Source organism: Gramella sp. KN1008 (genome assembly GCF_004332155.1).
Classification (GTDB): domain Bacteria; phylum Bacteroidota; class Bacteroidia; order Flavobacteriales; family Flavobacteriaceae; genus Christiangramia.
In genome coordinates, this window is sequence record NZ_SJDV01000004.1 from 374,113 (window position 1) to 396,038 (window position 21,926).

At 37.4% G+C, this 21,926-nt stretch carries 11 protein-coding genes; 4 read left to right on the forward strand and 7 right to left on the reverse strand.

The genetic code is table 11. The annotated features are described in order from the left end of the window. Positions 1-17: 17 nt before the first annotated feature. The 3 genes from EZJ28_RS09925 (at position 18) to EZJ28_RS09935 (ending at position 5,180) form a co-directional block, all read left to right on the forward strand. A complete protein-coding gene (locus EZJ28_RS09925) occupies positions 18-1,976 on the forward strand; it encodes a sialate O-acetylesterase (protein WP_131397386.1) in 1,959 nt (652 codons plus the stop codon). A gap of 229 nt (positions 1,977-2,205) precedes the next feature. Further along, positions 2,206-3,636, forward strand: a complete 1,431-nt coding sequence (locus EZJ28_RS09930; protein WP_131397388.1) for a DUF4832 domain-containing protein — start codon at positions 2,206-2,208, stop codon at positions 3,634-3,636. Between the two features lie 92 nt (positions 3,637-3,728). Further along, positions 3,729-5,180, forward strand: coding sequence for a sulfatase (locus EZJ28_RS09935; RefSeq protein ID WP_131397390.1), 1,452 nt, complete (start codon positions 3,729-3,731; stop codon positions 5,178-5,180). A gap of 370 nt (positions 5,181-5,550) precedes the next feature. On the opposite strand, the gene EZJ28_RS09940 is transcribed toward EZJ28_RS09935, so the two are convergent. From EZJ28_RS09940 to EZJ28_RS09970, 7 genes are all read right to left on the reverse strand, one after another. Beyond that, positions 5,551-7,176, reverse strand: a complete 1,626-nt coding sequence (locus EZJ28_RS09940) for an alkaline phosphatase D family protein (RefSeq protein WP_131397392.1) — start codon at positions 7,174-7,176, stop codon at positions 5,551-5,553. A gap of 9 nt (positions 7,177-7,185) precedes the next feature. Next, complete coding sequence (locus EZJ28_RS09945; RefSeq protein ID WP_131397394.1) at positions 7,186-8,769, reverse strand: sulfatase; 1,584 nt, start codon at positions 8,767-8,769, stop codon at positions 7,186-7,188. Beyond that, on the reverse strand, positions 8,759-10,216 hold the full coding sequence (locus EZJ28_RS09950; protein WP_207388453.1) for a glycoside hydrolase family 27 protein: 1,458 nt from the start codon (positions 10,214-10,216) through the stop codon (positions 8,759-8,761). Before EZJ28_RS09950 ends, EZJ28_RS09945 begins: the two co-directional genes overlap by 11 nt. Positions 10,217-10,238: 22 nt before the next feature. Further along, the gene (locus EZJ28_RS09955) at positions 10,239-11,855 is read right to left on the reverse strand and encodes a glycoside hydrolase family 31 protein (RefSeq protein WP_131397395.1); all 1,617 of its coding nucleotides are present in this window, start codon (positions 11,853-11,855) and stop codon (positions 10,239-10,241) included. A gap of 99 nt (positions 11,856-11,954) precedes the next feature. Then, complete coding sequence (locus EZJ28_RS09960; RefSeq protein WP_131397397.1) at positions 11,955-12,689, reverse strand: hypothetical protein; 735 nt, start codon at positions 12,687-12,689, stop codon at positions 11,955-11,957. A gap of 28 nt (positions 12,690-12,717) precedes the next feature. Then, entirely contained in the window at positions 12,718-14,319 is a 1,602-nt protein-coding gene (locus tag EZJ28_RS09965; protein WP_131397398.1) for a RagB/SusD family nutrient uptake outer membrane protein, read from the reverse strand. A 27-nt stretch (positions 14,320-14,346) separates the two neighbouring features. Beyond that, positions 14,347-17,436, reverse strand: coding sequence for a TonB-dependent receptor (locus EZJ28_RS09970; protein ID WP_131397400.1), 3,090 nt, complete (start codon positions 17,434-17,436; stop codon positions 14,347-14,349). Between the two features lie 252 nt (positions 17,437-17,688). Between EZJ28_RS09970 and EZJ28_RS09975 the strand changes: the two genes are divergently transcribed. Next, positions 17,689-21,798: a two-component regulator propeller domain-containing protein gene (locus EZJ28_RS09975; RefSeq protein ID WP_131397401.1), complete on the forward strand. Its 4,110-nt coding sequence runs from the start codon at positions 17,689-17,691 to the stop codon at positions 21,796-21,798. Positions 21,799-21,926 lie beyond the last annotated feature (128 nt).

Consider the following 21,926-nt stretch of genomic DNA (forward strand, 5'->3'; position numbering starts at 1 on the left):
AGCAAAAAAATTTAATTATGAAAGTCCTGAAATTACTTTTTCCTCTTGTAATGTTATTACTGAGTACAGAAATTCTTAAAGCCGACGTAAGTGTTGCTGATATCTTTACTGATAATATGGTCTTACAGCGGCAAATAGAACTAAAAGTTTGGGGAGATGCAGATCCTGGTGAAAAAATAACCTTAAGTTTTAATGGCCAGAAGCTGGAAACCAGAACCAACAAAAAGGGAAATTGGTCAGTAATACTCAGTCCAATGGCTGAAGGGGGACCCTTTGAAATGATCATTGAGGGTAAAAACAGTATTGTACTAGGCAATATTTTAATAGGTGATGTATGGATATGTTCAGGACAATCCAATATGGCCTGGACGGTAGCACAATCAGATAATGCAGAAAAGGAGATTGATAAAGGAGATTACCCGAATATCCGACTTTTTTCCGTCCCGCATGCTGTAAGTAGTGTTCCTAAGAATGAAATGAAAAATACATCCTGGAAAATTAGTACTTCTGAAACTATAAAAGATTTTTCGGCCGTGGGATATTTCTTTGGCCGGGGCTTGCACGATGAGTTGGATGTTCCAATTGGTCTTATTAATACAACATGGGGAGGCACCTGTGTAGAAACATGGACCTCTAAAGAATCTATTGTTCAGGTACCAAAATATGAAAGATTTGGTAAACGAATTGAAAATTTTAATCCTGAAGAGATTGAGAAAAGAAACAGGAACTCCCTCGAAGATGCATTAGGCTCTCTCCCTATGAGTGAAAGGGGCATGGAGGAAGGATGGATGAAATCTTCGATGGACCGAAGTGAGTGGAAAACTATTGAAATTCCAAACTTCTGGGAAAATCTTGGATATGAAAACCTCGATGGAATTGTCTGGTTTAGTTATGACTTCAATTTGGAGAAAGACGATATTGATCCACGATCCTTTTTATACTTAGGTAGGATTGATAATTCTGATATCACTTGGGTAAACGGAATAAAAGTTGGAGAAATGGAATGGGGCCACGAAAAAGATAGAGAATATAAAATCCCACCTGATGTACTTAAGCCAGGCTTAAACAATATTACTATTCGGGTGGACGATAGATGGGGTAAGGGAGGCTTTGCCACCACGCAGGAAAAATTTTTCTTAAAGGCCGGGAAGCAAAACATTCCTCTTAGCGGTAAGTGGAAATTTAAGGTTGATGAGGTATATGACAATTTCAAAGCTTCACCCAACGAAGTTCCAAGTTTACTGTATAATGCCATGATCCATCCGCTCATTCCTTATGGCATAAAGGGAGTGATCTGGTATCAGGGAGAAAATAATACTCCCCGGGCTAAAGAATATGCAATTACATTCCCTAATATGATAAATAATTGGCGGGAAAATTGGCAACAAGGTGATTTCCCCTTTTTGTTCGTTCAGCTGGCTAATTTTCAGAAACCTAAATTAATGCCAGGAGAAGATAATTGGGCTGAACTTCGAGAATCTCAAACCAGTGCTTTAAGTCTGAATAATACGGGAATGGCGTTAGCCATAGATATTGGTGAAGCAGACGACATCCATCCTACAAATAAACAGGAGGTAGGTGAGCGTTTGAAGCTAAGCGCTCTTAAGGTAGCTTACGGTAAAGATGATGTGGTTCATTCCGGTCCAAAATATAAATCTATGCAAATAGAAGACGGTAAGGCTGTAATATATTTTGATCATATCGGCTCCGGACTTATGGTTAAAAGTAAACACGGTTATATAAATGAGTTTGAGATTGCTGGTGAGGATCAGAAATTTCACTGGGCAAAAGCCAAATTAAATGGAGATAAAGTTATCGTGTGGTCTGATAAGGTAAATAAGCCGGTTGCCGTCAGGTTTGCCTGGTCTTCCAACCCCTCGGAGTTCAATTTATATAATAAGGAAGGCCTGCCTGCCATTCCTTTTAGAACGGACGATTGGGAAGGCGTTACTGACGGGAAGTCTTTTGACGATTAAGATTTCTAGTGAGGTTGAGAAATAAAAAACTGATCCCATTGGATTGCCTATCGCTAAGAGTTGAAGATATATCTGCCTGTCTTTTTTTAGCAGATCAGGGGTGGTGGAGACTCGAACCGAAGAATTTACAGTGATCAATCACTGGTCAATATTGCGATTCTTGATTCAACCCCCAGTAAATGATTGTGATAACATAGCGGACTATTACTCGTAAAATTAAAACCCTATAATGTCTAAAAATAAACTGTTACCCATACTTGCGGTTCTCATTGTTTTAATATTAATATCGTATTCAGGAAAAAAACCTGAAGAGCGAATTACTGTTAAATATACAGCCGATTTCAACAGCGTGTTTCCGAATCCCGAGCGAGGCTGGCATAATCGCCGTGATGTCGATGGGCGTAATGGCGATGATGATCGTGATTTTTCAGATGTGAGAGCGGCGGGGCATACTCTGGTTCACAGCTACCTTCGCCTGGACGATTTCAGAGAAACGGACAGGATACCCCAGTCATACCTCGATGATTTACAGGAAGCTCTGGACGCTGTTCGGGCGCAGGGCTTAAAGATTATCCTGCGACCTACTTATGTGTGGGACGAAGAACATTCTGTTCCTGAAGCAAGAATTTTGGGCCACATCGAACAAATTAATTGCGTCATATCGGCAAATGCTGAGATAATTAATCATCTCGAGGCTGGATATTTGGGTATGTGGGGAGAATGGCATTCCGGACGTTATACAGAACTAAGTAATAAACGTGAAGGCGACACTAGGTATCGCATTGTAGAAAAGATATTGAATACGACACCTAACACAATTCCAATCGCAATGCGTTACCCTATGCATCTTCGCGAAATACTGGATGAACTCCCAGTACCCGAGGGCAGTGAACCGCTGACTCAAACTCAGAGGGATCGCCTGGGCCACCACAATGATTGTTTTCTTTTCAACGAAGATGACCGTGGTACTTATGCAAGAAAGGATTTATGGTTTGGTGATCAAACCCTGAATCACCAGAAGCAATACACATTTGATCTTATAACTTCGTACGGGGGTAATAAGATCATGGGTGGGGAAACCTGCTCACCTGCAATTGACCGTATTGAAAATACACAAGCAGAGATGGCATATGCAAACTGGTCAGAAATTAACATCAATTTCTGGGGGGAGGCTATAAACAAATGGAAAAATAGAATGTTGCCTGCGATTGGTAACGACCCGGCAGAGTCAGAATTTGATCGCATCTCACGTAAACTTGGATATCGCCTGCGCTTGATCGACGCTACCTTTCCTACATCTGCAACAGCCGGGGAGAGCTTTATTATTTCTGCTAATTTGAGTAACGACGGGTACGCTGGTATCATTAAAAAACGCCCTATATACCTTGTTTTTGATAACGGAACTGAACGTTATAATATCGACCTGCCTGAAGTGGATGTACGGAAATGGGTAAGTGGCTGCTTTCAGCTTAAACCGCAGACGGTTAACCTGCCTTTGAATATGCAATCTGGGGAGTACAAGTTAGCTCTTTGGATCCCCGATGCTGCTCCTAAGCTCCAGAGGCGGTCAGAATACTCTATTCGCTTCGCTAACCAGAATCTGTGGAGTGAATCAAAGGGGTACAATGTACTGTTCGAATCTGTGAGGATTAATCCCTAAGAATGGGTAATGTTTTATAATTCCCAATTCACTTTTAAGAGACTAACAATTGAATATATAAAACTGATTATTTACTTCTACAATAAAAAAATATGATAAATAGAAAAATATTACTTTATATCACTACTGGGTTAATAAGCTTTTTTATTCAAGCACAGGCTGTAGAGAAACCAAATGTATTATTTATTGCCATTGATGATCTAAATGATTGGGTTAGTGGCTTTGGTGGGCATCCTCAGATTAAAACGCCCAATATTGACAAGTTACATGCGATGGGTGGTATGATGATGTCTAAAGCTCAAGCGCCTGCTACCGTCTGTAATCCGTCTCGGTCGGCTATATTGACCGGTAGGTATCCACATCACACCGGAGTGTATCGTAATGATATTAACCTTAAGAATGCTCCTAAGGCCAAAGACTTAATTACTTTACCAGAATATTTCAGCAAGTATGGGTATCATACAATATCAATGGGAAAAATATTCCATAAGCATCAGGTGCCAGATTCTAAAGAACTAGAGGAAGGGCAGTGGGCTTTTGAGGAATGGCATCATCATTTAGGTGGAGTAGGTCCCATAAGCTCAGAGCGTCCGGTTAATGGTTTACCAAACTTACCTAATGAAAATCTCAATAGTTATCATTCATGGGCCTTTGATTGGGGACCAACCAAAGGGAATGATGAAAAGAAGATGCTTGATTACAAAACTGTAAAGTGGGCTGCTGACCAGCTGTTGACAAGAGATTTTAAAGGTAAACCTTTTTTTATGGCTATCGGAATCAGTAAACCTCATTTGAGTTGGTATGTACCACAAAAGTATTTCGATATGTACCCACTGGATGAGATCAAAATTCCTGAAACAAAAGAAAATGATCTGACGGATATATTGAACAAATGGGGTGAGCAAGCTTACAGCCCCGGGACTTCATGGGAAAGGGCCGAAAAACATGGCCGCCATAAAGAAGCTGTTCAGGCATATCTGGCTACAATTACATTTGTTGATGACTGTATTGGAGTATTGATGGATGGATTAAACTCTAGTAAATATGCAGATAATACTATAATAATGCTTTGGGGTGACCATGGTTGGCACTTAGGCGAAAAGCAAAAGTATGGTAAAACTCAGCTTTGGAATGAAGCTACTCGTGTTCCTCTGATTGTTAAAGTACCAGGCCTAACCACATCGAAGAAAAAATGTGATGGTGTAGTTAATTTAATCGACATGTATCCAACTTTGATAGATTTATGCGGATTACCTCCAAACCCGGCTAATGATGGGCGAAGTTTTGCGAAACTCCTGGGAAATCCTGATATGATATGGGATGATCCAACCATTACCACAGATAGATATAAAGCACATAGGATATATGACGGGCGATATAGTTATATAAATGTGGAGGGTGATGGAGTTGAGGAACTTTATGATCATTTAAGAGATCCTATGGAGCATAATAATCTTATTTTGAACCCCGCATATAGAAAAATCAAAGAAAAATTAAAAGCTTATTTACCAGAAATAAATGAGCCTGAAGGACCGAAAAATTAATTAAGAGTTCACAAACAAACGCGGTTTAAAATTTTTTTCAAGGCTATTAACATACAACTGTATTCCAGGTTTTTAAGATATAATACCTACCAAATATTTTAGATTAATGCTTCTATGATATTAAGGGATGACTCTAAAAAAATTAATGGATGTGGTTTGGTTGTAAGTTAATCCCAAGCCCGTTATATTCATCAGAAAAACCGAAAAAAAACTGTTCAGTCTTGTTCCGGTTTTTTAATAATGTCTAAAATATTAAATCTACATTAATCCAAAGGCTTTTCTTAAAGATTACCAGAATTTACACATTCAGTATCTTCTATAGTGAATTCACCTGCCATAAAGCGTTCGTAATAATTCCGACCTGTTTGGATTATTTTAACATAATTCCTATTGGAAAACCTTTAAATTGTTGGGCATCAGTATTGGTTACATCCACATCTCTAGGCCAGCATTCAAAAACAACCTTATTTTTGTTCTTTTTAAATTTTATTAATCCGTATCCAGCTCCGTTTGAAGTATTGTCAGGATTAACATAAGCATGCATCGTAATCTTGTTATCGAAACCATCTAAAAATCGGCCATTCCAAGGCAATACACCGTTTGAGTTTTCTCCAGCTTTCTCGTCTTCCGGCCACCACCATCTGCTGTAATAGTTATTCACGATAGCAGGAACCACAAAGGCCCAAGGTCCGTCCTCAAATTCATCAATGCCATGCTGAACAACAGTTGCCAGGTGCTGATCGCCTGCTATATGAATTGCATTTGCTTGTTTAATTAGTTGTAATGCTTTATTTCTTCCACTTTGAGGCCATCCATTTGAATCTAAATCAGCATGAAGTCTGGTTTTGTTTTTACCATGTAAATGAGCTCCTCCACAAAAACCTGTTTGCGACAAAACTACTTTTATATTTTCTTTATTTTGTCTACCCCAATCATCTAAAAATTTTAATTGCCTGTCTCCTAACAGCTTAAGTCCTCGTAAGTCTATATTTTCAGGGTTGTAGTTGGGATCTCTAATGTGATCTGGTCTTGGGCCCGCTTGTGGAATTTTTCCTTTAGGGCCTGATTTAAATTTCCTGTCTTCTATAATAGCGAAATCAACTCCACCAACTATTAAATTAGTATAATAAACCCCGATACCTTGTTTTATTGGTAATGGATCATAAGCATCAGGCAAATGACTTGTCTGGCATCTTTCTACCATTTTTACATACTCTGGATGATAGTAAAAACCGCCATCATCACCAGCAGGAGTTGTGGCTTTTTTTCCAGATTCTCCCCAGAAGTTTCCTTGGCCATAATCATGGTCATCAGGAATGGTTACACAAGGTCGGTTTCTAAAAACTTCTCTAAACTGCATACCAAACTTTAGCCATGCTGCTGTATGTTCTGAATGGTCATAAGATTGGTCTCCAGCAAAAAACACCAAATCTGGATTTTGATAATTAATATTATTTACGATCTTATCTCTATCTCCTCTGTCCCTATTACTATTGCAAGAAAGAGCTGCTAAAACAATTTCTTTCTTATTTTTTGGATCTTTTCTGATTAAACCTTCAAATGTTGCTTTTTTACCATGTAATATCCTATATTTAAAATTTTCTGTAGCGTTCCAATTTTCTACTCTAAAAGTGGCAGACCAACCTAAATCATTTACCTTTTGTTTTTGAATCTCTTGCCAATCTCCATCTCTCTCTATCTCAAGTCTAACTTCTCTGGTTTCATTAGGGTATAATGGAAATAGTTGGGCAGTTAACTTTAAGGTGTTATTGTGAAGCGTATAAATGCCAAAAGCGATAACCTTATCCCTTTCTACTTTAACATCTATAATTTTATTTGATTTTCTGTTCCACCAATCATTAGTGGCAATAGTATCTATACCTTTAAAAGGAGCTAACACAGGTGGTTTTTCTGAAAAGGAATTACTGCTATTTGATTTTTTACAACTTTGAGAAATTAATAGTAAGGAGATAATAAGGTAAAAATATTTTTTCATGATCCTTTTTTAATCCAATTTTTTTTCTTCTTTATCAGTGGCATTTACCCATTCAGTATCTTCTATTGTGAATTCACCTGCCATAAAGCGTTCGTAATAATTCCAGCCTTCCTCGTTGGAATAACCGTATGAATTGAAAATATCTCCATTTCCTAATACTCGAGGATCTTCTTGATCCTTAAGCATAGTGTACATTCGTCTTTTCATATCGGACATTTCATGATTAAATTCTGGCACGTTAGCAAGATTTTGCATGCATTCCTTATCCGTGTCTATTTTATAAAATTCTTCATTCACCTTTCGTTTTCCCATAGACCACTGCCAATACGAATCATCTTTCCCAGAACGGAATAATCGAAGTATTTCACTCTTTGTGGGTGACCCATCAATATCAAGGTAACCTATCTCAGGATTCCCGGCCGGCCATAATGATATATCGTAATTATATAAGTATAAGTATTCATCGGAAACAATTCCCCGAATAGGATATCCCTGATTGTCGGGGCGACTGTAATCATGACGCTCTTTTCCTATCAGGACCATATCCCTGTCAGGGTTTACCTGCCCATTTTTATCTGAAAACAGGATATCTGTTAAGCTGATCCCTGGGGAGGAATGCATGCCAGACTTATCAAATTCAATGCCCGCGAGCTCCAAAAAAGTAGGGGCAAAGTCTATAAAGCTAACCATATCGTCAATAACCCTACCGGGGTTTTTTAATCCTTTCGGCCACATGATTGCTAATGGTACATGATTGGAGTATTCATATTCCTGAGCTTTACAGCGAGGGAAGGGCATGCCATGATCAGATGTGAAAACTATAATCGTATTGTCCAGTAAGCCTCTTTTTTCCAGAGTGGCAATCATACGCTCCATGTGGGAATCAGCATATTCGATCTCCAGGGCATAGTCCAGCATGTCATTCCTCACAATTTCATTGTCTGGCCAAAAAGATGGCACTGAATCTATATCTGTAATTTTTTTTCCTGCAACTTTTTGCCCGGAACCATATTCATATCTGCGATGCGGTTCTCTGGCTCCATACCAGAAGAACCATGGCTCATCTTCATTAAGATCGCTCAGAAACCGTTCAAAATTTCCTGCGTAATCTTCAGTGCTCATTCCATTAGCCCATGGTGTGGTCTTGATTTCATTATAGGAAGTGCCAATTAAGAGTCTTTGCTCCCCATCGATTGTGCCTGGATCTCCTGGGCCCCAGCCTTTACCAGTTTTCGCAGTTACGTAACCATTTTTCCGTAAAACCTCTGGAAAGGTCCTGAATTTTTCCGGGAAATTATTCACATGATTTGCTGCCTCTTCCAATTGCCAAGAATTGCGGCCAGTGAGTACTATGGATCTGGATGGAGCACATTTGGCGTTAGGGGTATACGCATTCTTAAATAGAACTCCATCTTCAGCTAATCTATCAAATGCCGGTGTTTCTATCCAGTCATACCCATAAGCGCTCATATGCGGGGACGCGTCATCCAATATGCAAAATAATATATTAGGTCTATCTTCTTTTTTGCTAGAAGAATTATTACAGCCGAATAGACCAAATAGTACAACTATATAAATTATCTTAATATTCATATTCTAAAAAAATAACACCATTCGGATTGATTTCAAAGTTCAAATCGTTTACCTGTTTATTATTCCAGATGTCATGAATGATGGCGTAATCTTCTGTATTTCCCAATTTTAAATCGGCCATAGAAAGAGAGGTCATTTTTGATACGTCTGATCGATTGAAGATTCCAATCCAACCACCCGTTCCTTCTTTTTTTGGAGTATTCCAGATTTCGATTCCATCATCCTCATACACCAAACTACCCATTACTCCATTTTGATTACATTCAATTACATCTTTATTTGTTATTAACTCTAATGAAAAGTCATCAAGGGTTGGTAAATCCCCACCCATCATTAATGGGGACGCAGATAAAGCTCTAAGCGTAATAAAGGTATACATTTGGTCTTTTGTAAACTTGCTATGCCGGGTCCAGCCTTTTCCGGCCAAAAGCTCAATATCTTCTAATTCACCATCCTTTATTTTCTTTTCAATTTCGCCTTTAGACTCATCTCCGTCAATCCCATTCGGTTTAGGTGACATAAGTTGAAGTTGTCCAAATGGAATCATATCCATGTCGATCCAGAAGCCCGGTTCTTCATGTCCCTGCCATTTCCGCCAGGCCGCGAAACATTCATCCAATCCTTTTTGATCGTCCCAAATATCCGGGGTCACACGTAACATATTAGCACGTTTAAAAGAATTTATTGCATTAGCATCTACATTACCTCCAGGGCTTAGACTGTATACTATTGGTCTTCCGCTCTGTTCTATAGCATTGGCTATAGCTTCCACTTCTTTGGGATAAGGTACCAGGTCGTCATATTTTAGAAAGTCTACACCCCATTCTGCCATTTGATCTATAAGTGAATTATAAAACTCCTGTGCTCCGGGTTTTGACATATCTATCCCATAGTTTTGTGGATTCCAACTACAAATGCTGGTAGTATCTGCAATATCCTGGGCATGGTATTGAGTTCCCTTCACTTTTGTATTGGCTTCTACCGCTGCTCTTGGGATTCCCCGCATTAAATGAATACCAAACTTAAGCCCTAATTCATGACAGCGGTCAATGATAGGCTGTAATCCATTGGGAAAATAAGTTTGTGAAGGTTGAAGAAGTCCGTATTCGTTAAAATTAAGTGTTAAAGCATGTTTCTCAGCCGGATACATAGTACCTTCTTTTAATTTGAATTCACCAAACCAGCCTGCATCAATAACAAAATATTCATATCCGTGGGGTTTAAGTTTTTCTGCAAAGGCTTCAAGATTGGCCATTGCAGCTTCTTCATGTAAGTAAACTCCATAACTGTCAAAACTATTCCATCCCATTGGCGGAGTTTGAGCAACCTTAACCTCCATAGGTTCTTCCTTAGTTTCTTCTGGTTCAGGTTTTCCTGATAAACAACTTGTATGTAATATACTCCACATCAATAATAGAGTAATACTTATTTCAATTCTATTTCTCATCTAATCGACTATAAATATTGTTTTATTTCCTCCTTTTAAAGTAGGGAAGGCGTTCTATTGGAACATTTATTTCTATCACTTTTCCTCCTTCATATTTTTTTCCCATTTCGTCCACCCAGTTTCCCTTAGGTAAAACGACTTTTCTGGATCGTACTCCCTTTTCCATAACAGGTGCTACTACTATATCACTACCCAGAACAAACTGATCTTTTATAGTCTCATAACCACATCCCGGGAAAGCCAGTTCCATGGGTTTTACAATTGGTTCCCCAGTCAACGATGCTTTCCTGGCCAGTTCCAGTATATAAGGTCCAAATTGTTCATGTAGATTGGCCATTTTTAAGCAAATCTCCTGATTCTCGGGAGACAGTACACGCCATGGTGCAACTGAAAACTGCATCATTGGCATTAAAGCATGAACCTGTGCAGAGCGTACGATTAATTCCTCATCAATGGTATCGCTATTTAAAAAGGATTGATATTCACCCCCGCCAATCATATCAGGACAGGTATAGGCGTAGCCCATTACACTTTGGGACATTTGATCAGGGATTAGTTTTTGAAGATCTTCCCAGTTGTGACCTTTGTCCCTTAAACGCTGAGCCAGAGGCAAACCTGCCATTTTCCAGGAGGCTCTGTATTCATTCAACGGATAATACAATCCCATTTCCGCGAAATATTGAGTGTGATCATTAGGAGTTGATTCTTCAAAGGAGATCACATCATCTTTGTAAAATTGTGCATCTCCTGCATCAAATTTAAAACCATCAACACCATATTCATTTACTAGATAATCCAGCCTGCCTTTAAACCATTCTTTAGTTTTGGGATTACTTAGGTCTAAACATGCACTTGCGCCATTCCACCACCGAATAACTGCTGCCTTATTTTTAGTATTAGCCCATAATACTTCCTGTGTTCTTTCAGCATCGAGTAATAATAGTCCCTCTGCCGCTAATTTTCTGAACACTTCAGAATCTGAGCTAACAAAAGGACAGATCCATAACATGACTTTAAACCCCATGCCATGCAACTTTTTTATCATTCCCTTGGGGTCTTTAAACCTGCGTGCCGAAAATTCCCAGGTACCGTAATCTTCCTGCCAGTTGTCATCTATCATAAGAACTCCTGGTGGATAACCATTATCAATAATACTCTGGGCATACCTTAAAATATCTTCCTCATTTTGGTCATACATTAGTTCAATCCACGTATTATATTGTGGGTGGGTGAACAATAGTTCATCCGGTATTTTTCCATTGGAAGGAAAATATTTTTCGGACACATAGTCGTAGGCCGATTTTAAATTATTTCCAGCGGTGCCATAATGAATTTTGCCATTTGTAGTAGATACAGTCAATTTACCATTGGAAATACCGTATTCAATAGGACTTTCACTCCAAATATACCGACCGTTACTTGATAAAAGTAGAGGCTGTGCCTGATTACCTTTATTGTCACCATACAAATTCAAGGAAAAATTAGAATTTTTATCATATGGTGTCTGATAACCTAATGAACTGATACCTCCCCACCAATATTCATCTTTTTCGACTTCAATTTCAACAGATTGATTCTCTTGGGAATAAGATGTACCACTTAAAAAGAGCATCAAAATGAAAACTGTTATGTTTTTCATATCATAATTTTAGAAATGAAACCCCCTGCCCGCTGTTAATAGGTCAGCAGGGGGTTAAGGATACTTAATCAAACAACTAACTCAAGAGGAATATTTTAACTAGTCAGGCTGAACAGTAATTACCAACTCTTTAATTTTACGATTCAAATCGTATTCATCACCCGAAGAGGTTCTATCATCCTGATAGCCGGAACCTGAATATTCTTTTCCACCTACGTTGGTGGCAATTAGCGTTGCAGTATAGGTGCCTGGGGTACTGTATGTATACTTAAAGGTCTTTTCATATCTATTTACTGCAAACCCTGTTGAAAATCCTCCCTCAGGTGCTAGTAAAGTACTATTGTCTTCAAAATACAAATCAACTAAATCTCTAAACAATTGACCTTCCAGACCAGATGCAAACTCCCACATCTCATAAGCTGCCGTCTGTTTATTTGTATATTCTTTGCCAACCAGATTAGCGATGTTAGACATGACATTGTCCAGACTAATTTCTCCATTAGCATTAGCATCAGCATTATAATTATTTACAGGACCCTCTAAATATTCTCTTATTGCCGGTAAACTATCATTAGCCAATACTACGAGTTCCTGGTCTACATCCATTCCTTCTGTAAGTACTAAATGGCTTTTGGCAAATTCATGGGAGGTGTCTCCTGTGTAAACAACATATGTTTCTGCGTCGCCACTAACGGTGAAGGTTATTGTTTCTCCAACCTGAGGATTTGCATTATCCACATTGAAGTTGACTTCCGGTGTGAGTGCTTCTTTACTACAACTAATAGTAATTACTAAAGTAGCTAGTATCAGCAAAGATTTTATATTATTTATCATTTGTTGTATCGTTTAATTAGGTATAAAATTAATATCCCGGATTTTGAACCAAATTAGGATTTGATTGCAATTCAGTATTTGGAATAGGTAAAAGTTCGTGATGTTCGTCTACATTGGTTGCTGTTACATCCCATCCGCCACCTTCTGGAGGTGACATATCCAGTGGAACCTGGATTCTCTCTACTAGATTTCCCCAACGAACTAAATCGAACCAGCGTTTCGCTTCACCGCCTAATTCCCGGGCACGTTCATCCATGATATACTGTCTCATAGAAGCATAATCGGGATAGTCTGCAGCTGAAATATCCGGTAGAATACTTGGGTCATATGTTAAATCTCTGGGTAAAACATCAGCATGCAAATATTCCCGGGTGCCATCCCCGTTCACATTTCGTGCTCGTTCTCTCAGTTGATTTAGAACATCAAAAACTTCATCTGTAGGACCGTTATTCACTTCATTAAGTGCCTCGGCATAAATTAGTAACACCTCGGCATATCTAAATACCGGCCAGTTTGTATCTGCATCCCTGAACTGATAATCAGAATTTCGGACAGGGTAGCGTCTAAATTTTCCTATTTTCCAAACGTCCCACCATGGTCTATCCAAATCCAAACTTCCATTACCAAGAACTCTTACATGTGGGGTTGTCCATTCTTGTCTAACCACGTCTGTGGAATCATACATGGTATGAAAATAGGTTGTAGCATTAAGATTTCCCCAGCTTCCACCCCTGTTTGGAGGACCTTGTAAGCCCAAATGTGCTCCAATCCAACTTCCTTCATCAATTCCCCCACCTTTAAATTGGACATCAAAAATGATTTCAGAATTATTCTTGTTCTCATTAATAAAGATATCAGGAAAATAATCTACTAATTGATATTCCCCACTGGCAATAACTTCTCCTGCCAGGTTAGCAGCCTTTTGAAAGTCTGCCTTCCCATCACCATTACCATCACGTTTTGTCATACTTCCCCTGGTAAGATAAACCTTGGCAAGTGCAGTTTTAGCTGCACCTACTGTAGCTCTGCCCGGTTGGGTTATTTCTGCTCTGGTATCAAGATGCTCTATGGCAAATTCTAAATCGGCGATAATTTTTTCATAAACCATTGATGCAGGATCCCTTGAAACCTTTAAGTTCTCTAAAGAATTTGTCTCTGTATCAAAATATGGAACATCACCGAAATACCGAACTAAATTAAAATACATCAATGCTCTTAAAAACCGGGCTTCAGCGATTAATTCATTTCTTCTGTCTACGTCCATATCCACATCTGGAATATGGGTTATAGCAGCGTTGGCTTCATTAATTCCCTGAAAATGATCCTTCCATAATGGCAAAATCACTTGAACGTTATCAGCTGAAAAGGTGTAGGTGCCAATACCTCCCTGAGTATTCCAGCTCGCAGTTCTGACAATATCAGTTGTAAGAAAATATTGTTTACTTCCAAATACACCACTTCGTTGTAAAGCGTTATATGCCCCTACCACAGCAGCCTCCGCCTGATCTGCAGTTCTGTAATAATTCTCAGGAGACAACTGAGACATTGGCTCTTCCTCTAGATAATCTTCACAGCCGGTAAAGACTATTAAAGTACCTAAGATTAACAGATAATTTTTGAAACTTTTCATGGATTTATCTTTTTTTTTAATTCAATATTATAGTTTTATTGATGCTCCTACCGTAAAAGTTACCGATCTTGGATAGGTAGCATAATCAACACCAGGCCCTACTTTTGCAGCGGTTCCAAAACCCGTACTAACTTCAGGATCAAACCAACTGTATCTTGTAATCATAAAAGGATTATTAACCCTTGAAAATAACCTCATGGATTTTAGGCCATAATTAGTCATCATATCTTGAGGTAAGGTGTAACCTAAAGTAATATAGTCGCATTTTAAGAACGAACCATCCTCAACAATACTACTTTTCATGAAGTTAGAGTAGGTATCCGGTACCTGACCGTGGACAGTTCCATCCGGGTTAAGTGGAGTGAAGGCATTAGGCACAAAACCTTCTAAGGTATTCCAGTTTCCATTACCTACCCTATCTAAAAATAGTGGATTTGCATTAATTACATCATTTCCATAGCTCCATCTCAAAAAGAAGCTAAAGTCAAAGTTTTTATATACCATTTCACTGTTGAACCCACCAATAAAATCTGGTTGTGTTTTTCCGATAATAACCCTGTCGTTGGTATCAATAATACCATCACCATTAACATCTTTAAATTTTACCTGTCCGGGTATATTTTCTAAAAGCTGTGATTCAGGACTGTTAGCAATTTCATTCTCACTATTAAGAACCTCATCTTCAATATATCCAACAAACGTACCTACTTCTTCACCTACTCTTAGCAATATTTCATCTCTGAAATTATAATTAAATACTCTGGAGAAATACATTTCTTCTCTTTCTCCTAAATCTAAAACCTCACTTTTATTGGTAGACCAGGTAAATGTAGTATTCCAGCTAAAGTTTTCAGTATCAATATTCAATGATTGAACAGCGAATTCAAGACCTTTATTACTTATAGAGCCTACATTTTGAACGGCAGTTTCAAACCCGGAAGTTAACGGTAATTGTACATCTAATAATAAATCGTTTGTTTCTTTATAATAGGCATCTGTGGTTACTGAAAGTCGATTCTTGAAAAATGACAAATCCAGTCCAATGTTGTATTGCGTAGTGATCTCCCATTGCAAATCTGGGTTAGCTACACTGCCTGGTACCTGCCCTACCACCAAAGCATCTCCAAAAATATATCTTTGAGTGTTTAGTCTAGCCAGGGACTGGTAGGTGGGAATTTGACTGTTTCCTGTTTCACCATAAGATAATCTCAATTTAAATAAATCGAAGGTGTTCAGATCTTTAATGAAATCCTCTTCGGAAGCAACCCAACCTAAGGCCAGGGATGGAAAATACCCCCACTTATTATTTGATCCAAAACGGGAATCGGCGTCTCCTCTATATGAAGCTGTCAATAAATATTTATCTGCGTATGAGTATCCCAGCCTTGCCAGGAATGATAATGCAGTTCTTTCATCTACGATATTTACCGGAAAATCTGATTGTGCTGCCGATGACAAATCGAAGAGTCCCAGTGACTGTTCTTCAAAATTTGATGCGCCAAAAGTTTGTATGTTTAAATCATGGGTTCTTGCTTCAAAGACCGTAGTGGCATTGAAACTATGTTTTTCTATACTTTTATTGTAGTTTAAACGTGTTTGAAAATTAGTATTCTCAGTTTTACGGGTTCTAAATCGAGCATAACCATTATTGCTGAAACCTCTTCTAACCGAACTAGGGTAAAATTGTGAATCTTCGTCATTGAATTGATTAATACCATAACTTGTATACCAACTTAGGTTATCAGCCAATTTGTATTCAAGAAATAAATTACCTAAAACTCTTTCTGATTCCGAAAAATTTTGAACTTCATCAATATAAGTTAATACATTCTCAGAATTCCAGATAAAAGTTGCATCATCCTCAGGAAAATCTGCAATATCAAAATCATCAGGCATAAAAGGGTTCAACTGGAATACTGTCTTTAGCAGTGAGTTTTGATCCCAAACAGTAACTAATCCTTCGGTTTTTTTCGAGGAGTACGTTATGGTGGAACCAATTTTTATCTTTTTCCCTATTTTTTGCTCTAAATTGGCACTTAAATTAGTACGGTTGAAATCAGAGTTTTTAATTACACCTTCCTGCCCTAAATATCCTGCTGACAACCTGTATCTCGTACCCTCTGCACCGCCACTAAAGCTAATATCCGCTTGGTTTGTATATGCAGGACGAGTAATTCTATCAATCCAGACACTACCTTCTTGACCGGAATTTTGAATATCTATCCATTGCTGTATACTGGATTGATTACCGCTGTTAATAAAGTTTAATTGAGGGCCTCTCTCTATCTGCCATTGCAAATATTCCTGGTCATCTAATATATTCGGGGTATTCGTCATATACGAAACACCACTATTGTATTCAAAATTAATTTGGGGCTTTCCTAGTTTTCCCAGCTTGGTAGTTATAAGAATTACACCGTTAGCACCTAAGGCCCCAAAAACGGCTGTGGCAGAAGCATCTTTCAGTACTTCAACAGACTCTATATCATTGGGATTTAAATCGGCTAAAGGATTTTGAGAAGGATCGCTATTATCAGGAACAATAGGGAAATTATCTATCACATATAAAGGTTGATTTCCACCTGTTAGAGTTGAACCTCCTCTAACCAGCATTCTAACGCCTGCCCCCGGAGAGTTATCTGTTTGGGAAATTTGAACACCAGCTACACGACCTGCCAGAGCACTTTGAACGGAGAGTGGTTTTCCTTTTTCCATGCTGGTCCCTTTCACAGAAGCCACGGCTCCTGTTAGGTCCCGTCTTTTAGCAGTACCATACCCAACAACCACCACTTCATCAAGATCGGTAAAGACAGGTTCCAATGAAATATTAATGGTTCGTTGATCACCTACTACAACAGATTGCTCTGCAAATCCGGTGTAAGAGAAAAGGAGTCTTGCATTTGGATTATCCACTTTAATAGTATAATTACCATCAAAATCGGTGATGACACCATCATTAGTCCCCTCAATACGGATTGTGACACCCGGAAGAGGCATACCATCTTCCTGATTAGTTACTGTTCCAGTCACAACCACCTCTTGTGCCCATACCGAGAAGCACAAGAGGCTAAATAAAAATATTAATGAATGTCTTAATAATTTCAGTTGGTTTTTCATAAAAATTAATTTAAGAGTTAAAATCAAGCTCTGGATGAATACGATTAAAGTGATTTCTTCCGAGGATCTTTATATATATCAAATTAACAATTTTTAACACTTATCTACAGGTCTATAAAATTTCATTTTCTGGTTTATATCTGTTCAGTAGGTGGTAATTTCTGGTCTGTTTAGGGGTAAATTTAGTTCAGGTGAAAGATTCTGATATTCAACTTTATGAAGAGCAGCCCTTAAAGTTGTAATATTGTGTTTATGAGACAGACTGCTAAGATAACCCTGGTGTTTTTTTTAATTCTTCTAAATACTAATATCTACTCGCAAGTTAGACGTTTTCATCATGTAACCTCAAACCAGGGCCTTTCCCAGAGCGAAGTATATTGTTTTTTAAAAGACAGTAGAGGCTTTATGTGGTTTGGGACTGTTGATGGTCTCAATCGTTTTGATGGTTATAGTATTGAAATTTTCAATACCGAAAAAAACAATCCCAATGCTTTAACCAATAATACAGTACGAAGTCTTGTCGAAGATACTAAAGGCCGAATATGGATTGGTACAGATGATGGTTTAAATATGTATGACCCCCACCAGGAAATAATTAAACAAATAATCCCTGTTTCTTCTTCGTCCCAGAAACTAAATATTAATACATTATTAATATATGACACTCAATTATACCTGGGCACGGGAAGTGGTTTGTTTCGCATTAATCTTGATGGCCAGTTTAATGTTGAGAAAGTGCTAGATATAAAACGGATTGATCTCCAAACTGAACAGGGTGAAACATTAGGGAATATAGTCAATTTAAAAGAATGCAGTCTTGGTGGTTTATGGGTGCAAACAAGTAGTATGGTGAGTAGGATATTATTTGATAATCAGAGTGATAAAGCCGTTATCGTAGAAACCCCCATAATGGATCCCGCGTTCAGTTTATTTGATCTGGCAGAAGATAACTCCAATAATCTGTGGGTTTCATGTAGTAAAAGTGGTTTGTTAAGATATAATATACGTACAAAAGAGAAATATATTTTTAAACCTACCGATTCTAATTATGGCCCTTCCTCCTTGAAATGCTCAGATATTGCTGTTGATTTATTGGGGAATGTCTGGATAGGGACACTTGATAACGGTCTTAATCTAATTACCACAGATCAGGTTAATAATGAAAATATAGAATTTGAATACCTGCAATATAATCCTTACGATCCTTCTAGTTTAAATTCTAACCTCATCCGTACGTTATATTCTTCTAGAGATAACATTGTATGGGTTGGAACCATTGGAAAAGGAGTTAATTATTTTGATTGGGATCAGAAAAATTTTAATAACCTTAGGATTAATAATTCCACCACGAATGGGTCAAACTTTATTCGGGCTGTATATATGAATCCTGGTGAGGAATTGTGGGTGGGGACCCATAGTAATGGTCTTTATCAGATTAATAGGGATATAAAAAATATAGATAAACTCGGGCTAGAAAATAAGACTGTCTTTTATATAACTTCCTATGCTGAAAATAAATATTTTATCTGTTCTGATGAAGGTTTGTATTTAATTGAAGAGTCCGAAAACGATATCAATATTTTGAGCCATGAAGAATCAAATGCTACTTTTTATATCGTCAGGGGTAAACAAGGCTTTTACTGGCTAGCATCATTTGAAGGCTTATTCCGTTTAAAAGTTAATGATGATAAAATAATTGTTGATAAAAATTATTCCTTAAAGTCTAAGGAGTCAAACCACCCCCAGAACTGTAGAGTTCTTTATTTCAATGATGAGTCAAATAATCTATTGGTAGGTACCGAAGGGGATGGACTTCATATTCTGTCTCTAGATGATGAACAGGAAGTAATTAAGGATGAGAAATATAAAAGTAGCGAATCTGATGGTTCAATTAGTAATAATTATATCAGATCCATTATTAAGGATAGCCATGGTTATTTTTGGATTGGAACTTATGAGGGCCTAAATAAGATAATCACTTCTTCTTTAGAAGGAGAGATTTCTTTTAAGACCTATACCAAAAAAGATGGATTACCAAATAATATGATCAATTCAATAATTGAAGATGATGAAAATTCTTTGTGGATAGGAACGAATAAAGGTCTGTCAAAGTATATACCAACTAGTAAACTCTTTGTAAACTATTTTGAGAGTGATGGTATTCAAAGTAATGAGTTTTCAGAGCATACTACCTATAAGACCCAAAATGGTGAAATTATTATGGGGGGAGTTAATGGTATAACCACTTTTTACCCTGATAAAATAAATAAGAGTAAACGAAAGCCTGAAACAACTATTACAGATTTTTACATTGATGGAAATCGAATCCATCCAAATAAGACTTTTGGAAAAAATGTCCCTTTAAAAAAAGGCATATCAGTTGCCGATACTGTCAATCTTCTTCCTACGCAAAATAATATCAGTTTTGAATTTTCTTCAATGCTTTATCCAGATATAGAGAAAATAAAGTATGCATATATGCTTGATGGTTTTGACAAGGGGTGGCAATATACGGAGGGAACTACAGCTAATTACACAAATCTGGATCATGGCAGCTATATATTTAAAGTTAAATCCACCAATAGTGATGGTGTCTGGGAAGAAGAAGGTAGAAATTTAGCTATTCATATAAAAACCCCTTTTAAATATACCTGGTATGCATATGCTCTATATTTTCTTGTTATTATATTGATTCTGGTTTACTTTTCATATTATTCAATTATTCGCTATACCACGAAGAAGAAGCTGTTATTAGAGCAAGAACATAATCATAAGGTTCAATCTTTAAACCAATTAAGAACGCAATTCTTTATTAATATATCCCATGATTTAAGAACCCCTTTAACTTTAATAAAAGCCCCCCTGGATAGCATTCTCAAAGAAAAGAATCTTAATCATGATTTAAAGGAAAAATTGTTTTTAATAAGACGGAATGTAAAACGACTAAACTACCTTGTAGAACAACTACTGGATGTTAGAAGGACAGAAAATCAGAAATTAGTTGCCCATTTAAAAGAACAGGATATAATAGCTTTTACCAAAAAAGAAATTTCACACTTTACTTATGCATTTCGTAAAAAAGGTTTACGATGGAACGTTAACTCACCGTTTTCTAGCTTAATTATTGGATTTGATTCAGGAATGCTTTCTAAAGTTTATTTTAATCTAATTTCGAATGCCTTAAAATATACCGAGTATGGAGAGGTTGACATTCAAATAAGTGAGGTTCAGAAATATGAACATGCTATTCTTGCTAATTCTCCATACGATTCTTTCATAAAGGTGGAAATAAGCGATACTGGGAAGGGAATACCAAGAGAAAAACTGAAACTTGTTTTTGATCGTTTTTATCAGGAAGATACTGCTTATGGTAAAGGTTATGGTATTGGGCTGTCTCATACCTATCAATTGATAGAGGCCCATGATGGATTTATTGAAGCTGAAAGCGAGGAAAATAAGGGGACCACATTTAGGTTCTTTATTCCCCATGTGAACACTTCGAGTACAGGAAATAAAGCAGTAGGATCTGGTGAAGATGATATTTACAGAATAGAAAATGAAATACCTGCAAAGAAAATAAAACCGGTTAAAGATTCTGCAAAAACAGTATTAATTGTAGAGGATAATGCTGATATGAGATCTTACATTAAATCTGAACTCATAAATAAATATAATATTTTAGAAGCAGCAGATGGAATACAAGGTATCGAAAGGGCAGAAAACTATGATATAGACTTAATTATAAGTGACCTCATGATGCCCAATATGGACGGTATGTCCTTTTGTCATCATATTAAAACCAATCTCAAAACAAGCCATATACCTATAATTTTACTTACTGCTAAAATAGATAAGCAGTCTAAATATAAAGGAATTGAGACGGGGGCGGATGATTATATTACCAAGCCTTTCGAAATGGAATATTTAAGCCTCCGTATAGAGAATTTGCTGCAATCACGAGAAAAACTGAGAAAAATCTTTCAAGCTAAAGGCAGCTTTTTAAAGCCTTCAGCTGTCACTGTGAATTCCATGGATGAAAAGTTTTTAAAAGAGCTTATGGAATATATAGAGAAAGGAATTCCGGACTCCGAGTTCAATGTAAATTCACTGGAGAAGAAATTAGGAATGAGTCATTCCAACTTCTATAGAAAGGTTAAGAGCCTTACAGGTCAGTCAGGAAAAGAAATTTTAGATGAAATGAGAATGAACAGAGCCAAACAAATTCTCAGGGATAATAATAAAATAAGAATAAATGAAGTTGCGTATATGGTTGGTTTCACAAATCCGAAATATTTTGGAAAAAACTTTAAAGAAACCTTTGGAGTTTCGCCCTCAGATATGAAAAGACAAAATATTTCCTAGATGAACCTAAAAAAGTGAATACCTATAAAGAATCAAAAAATAAAATCGTGGAGGTGATAGGTAATAAATTGGTTTAGACTCTCATGGATGTAGAGAATTATATGCATGATCGAACAAATTAATAAAGG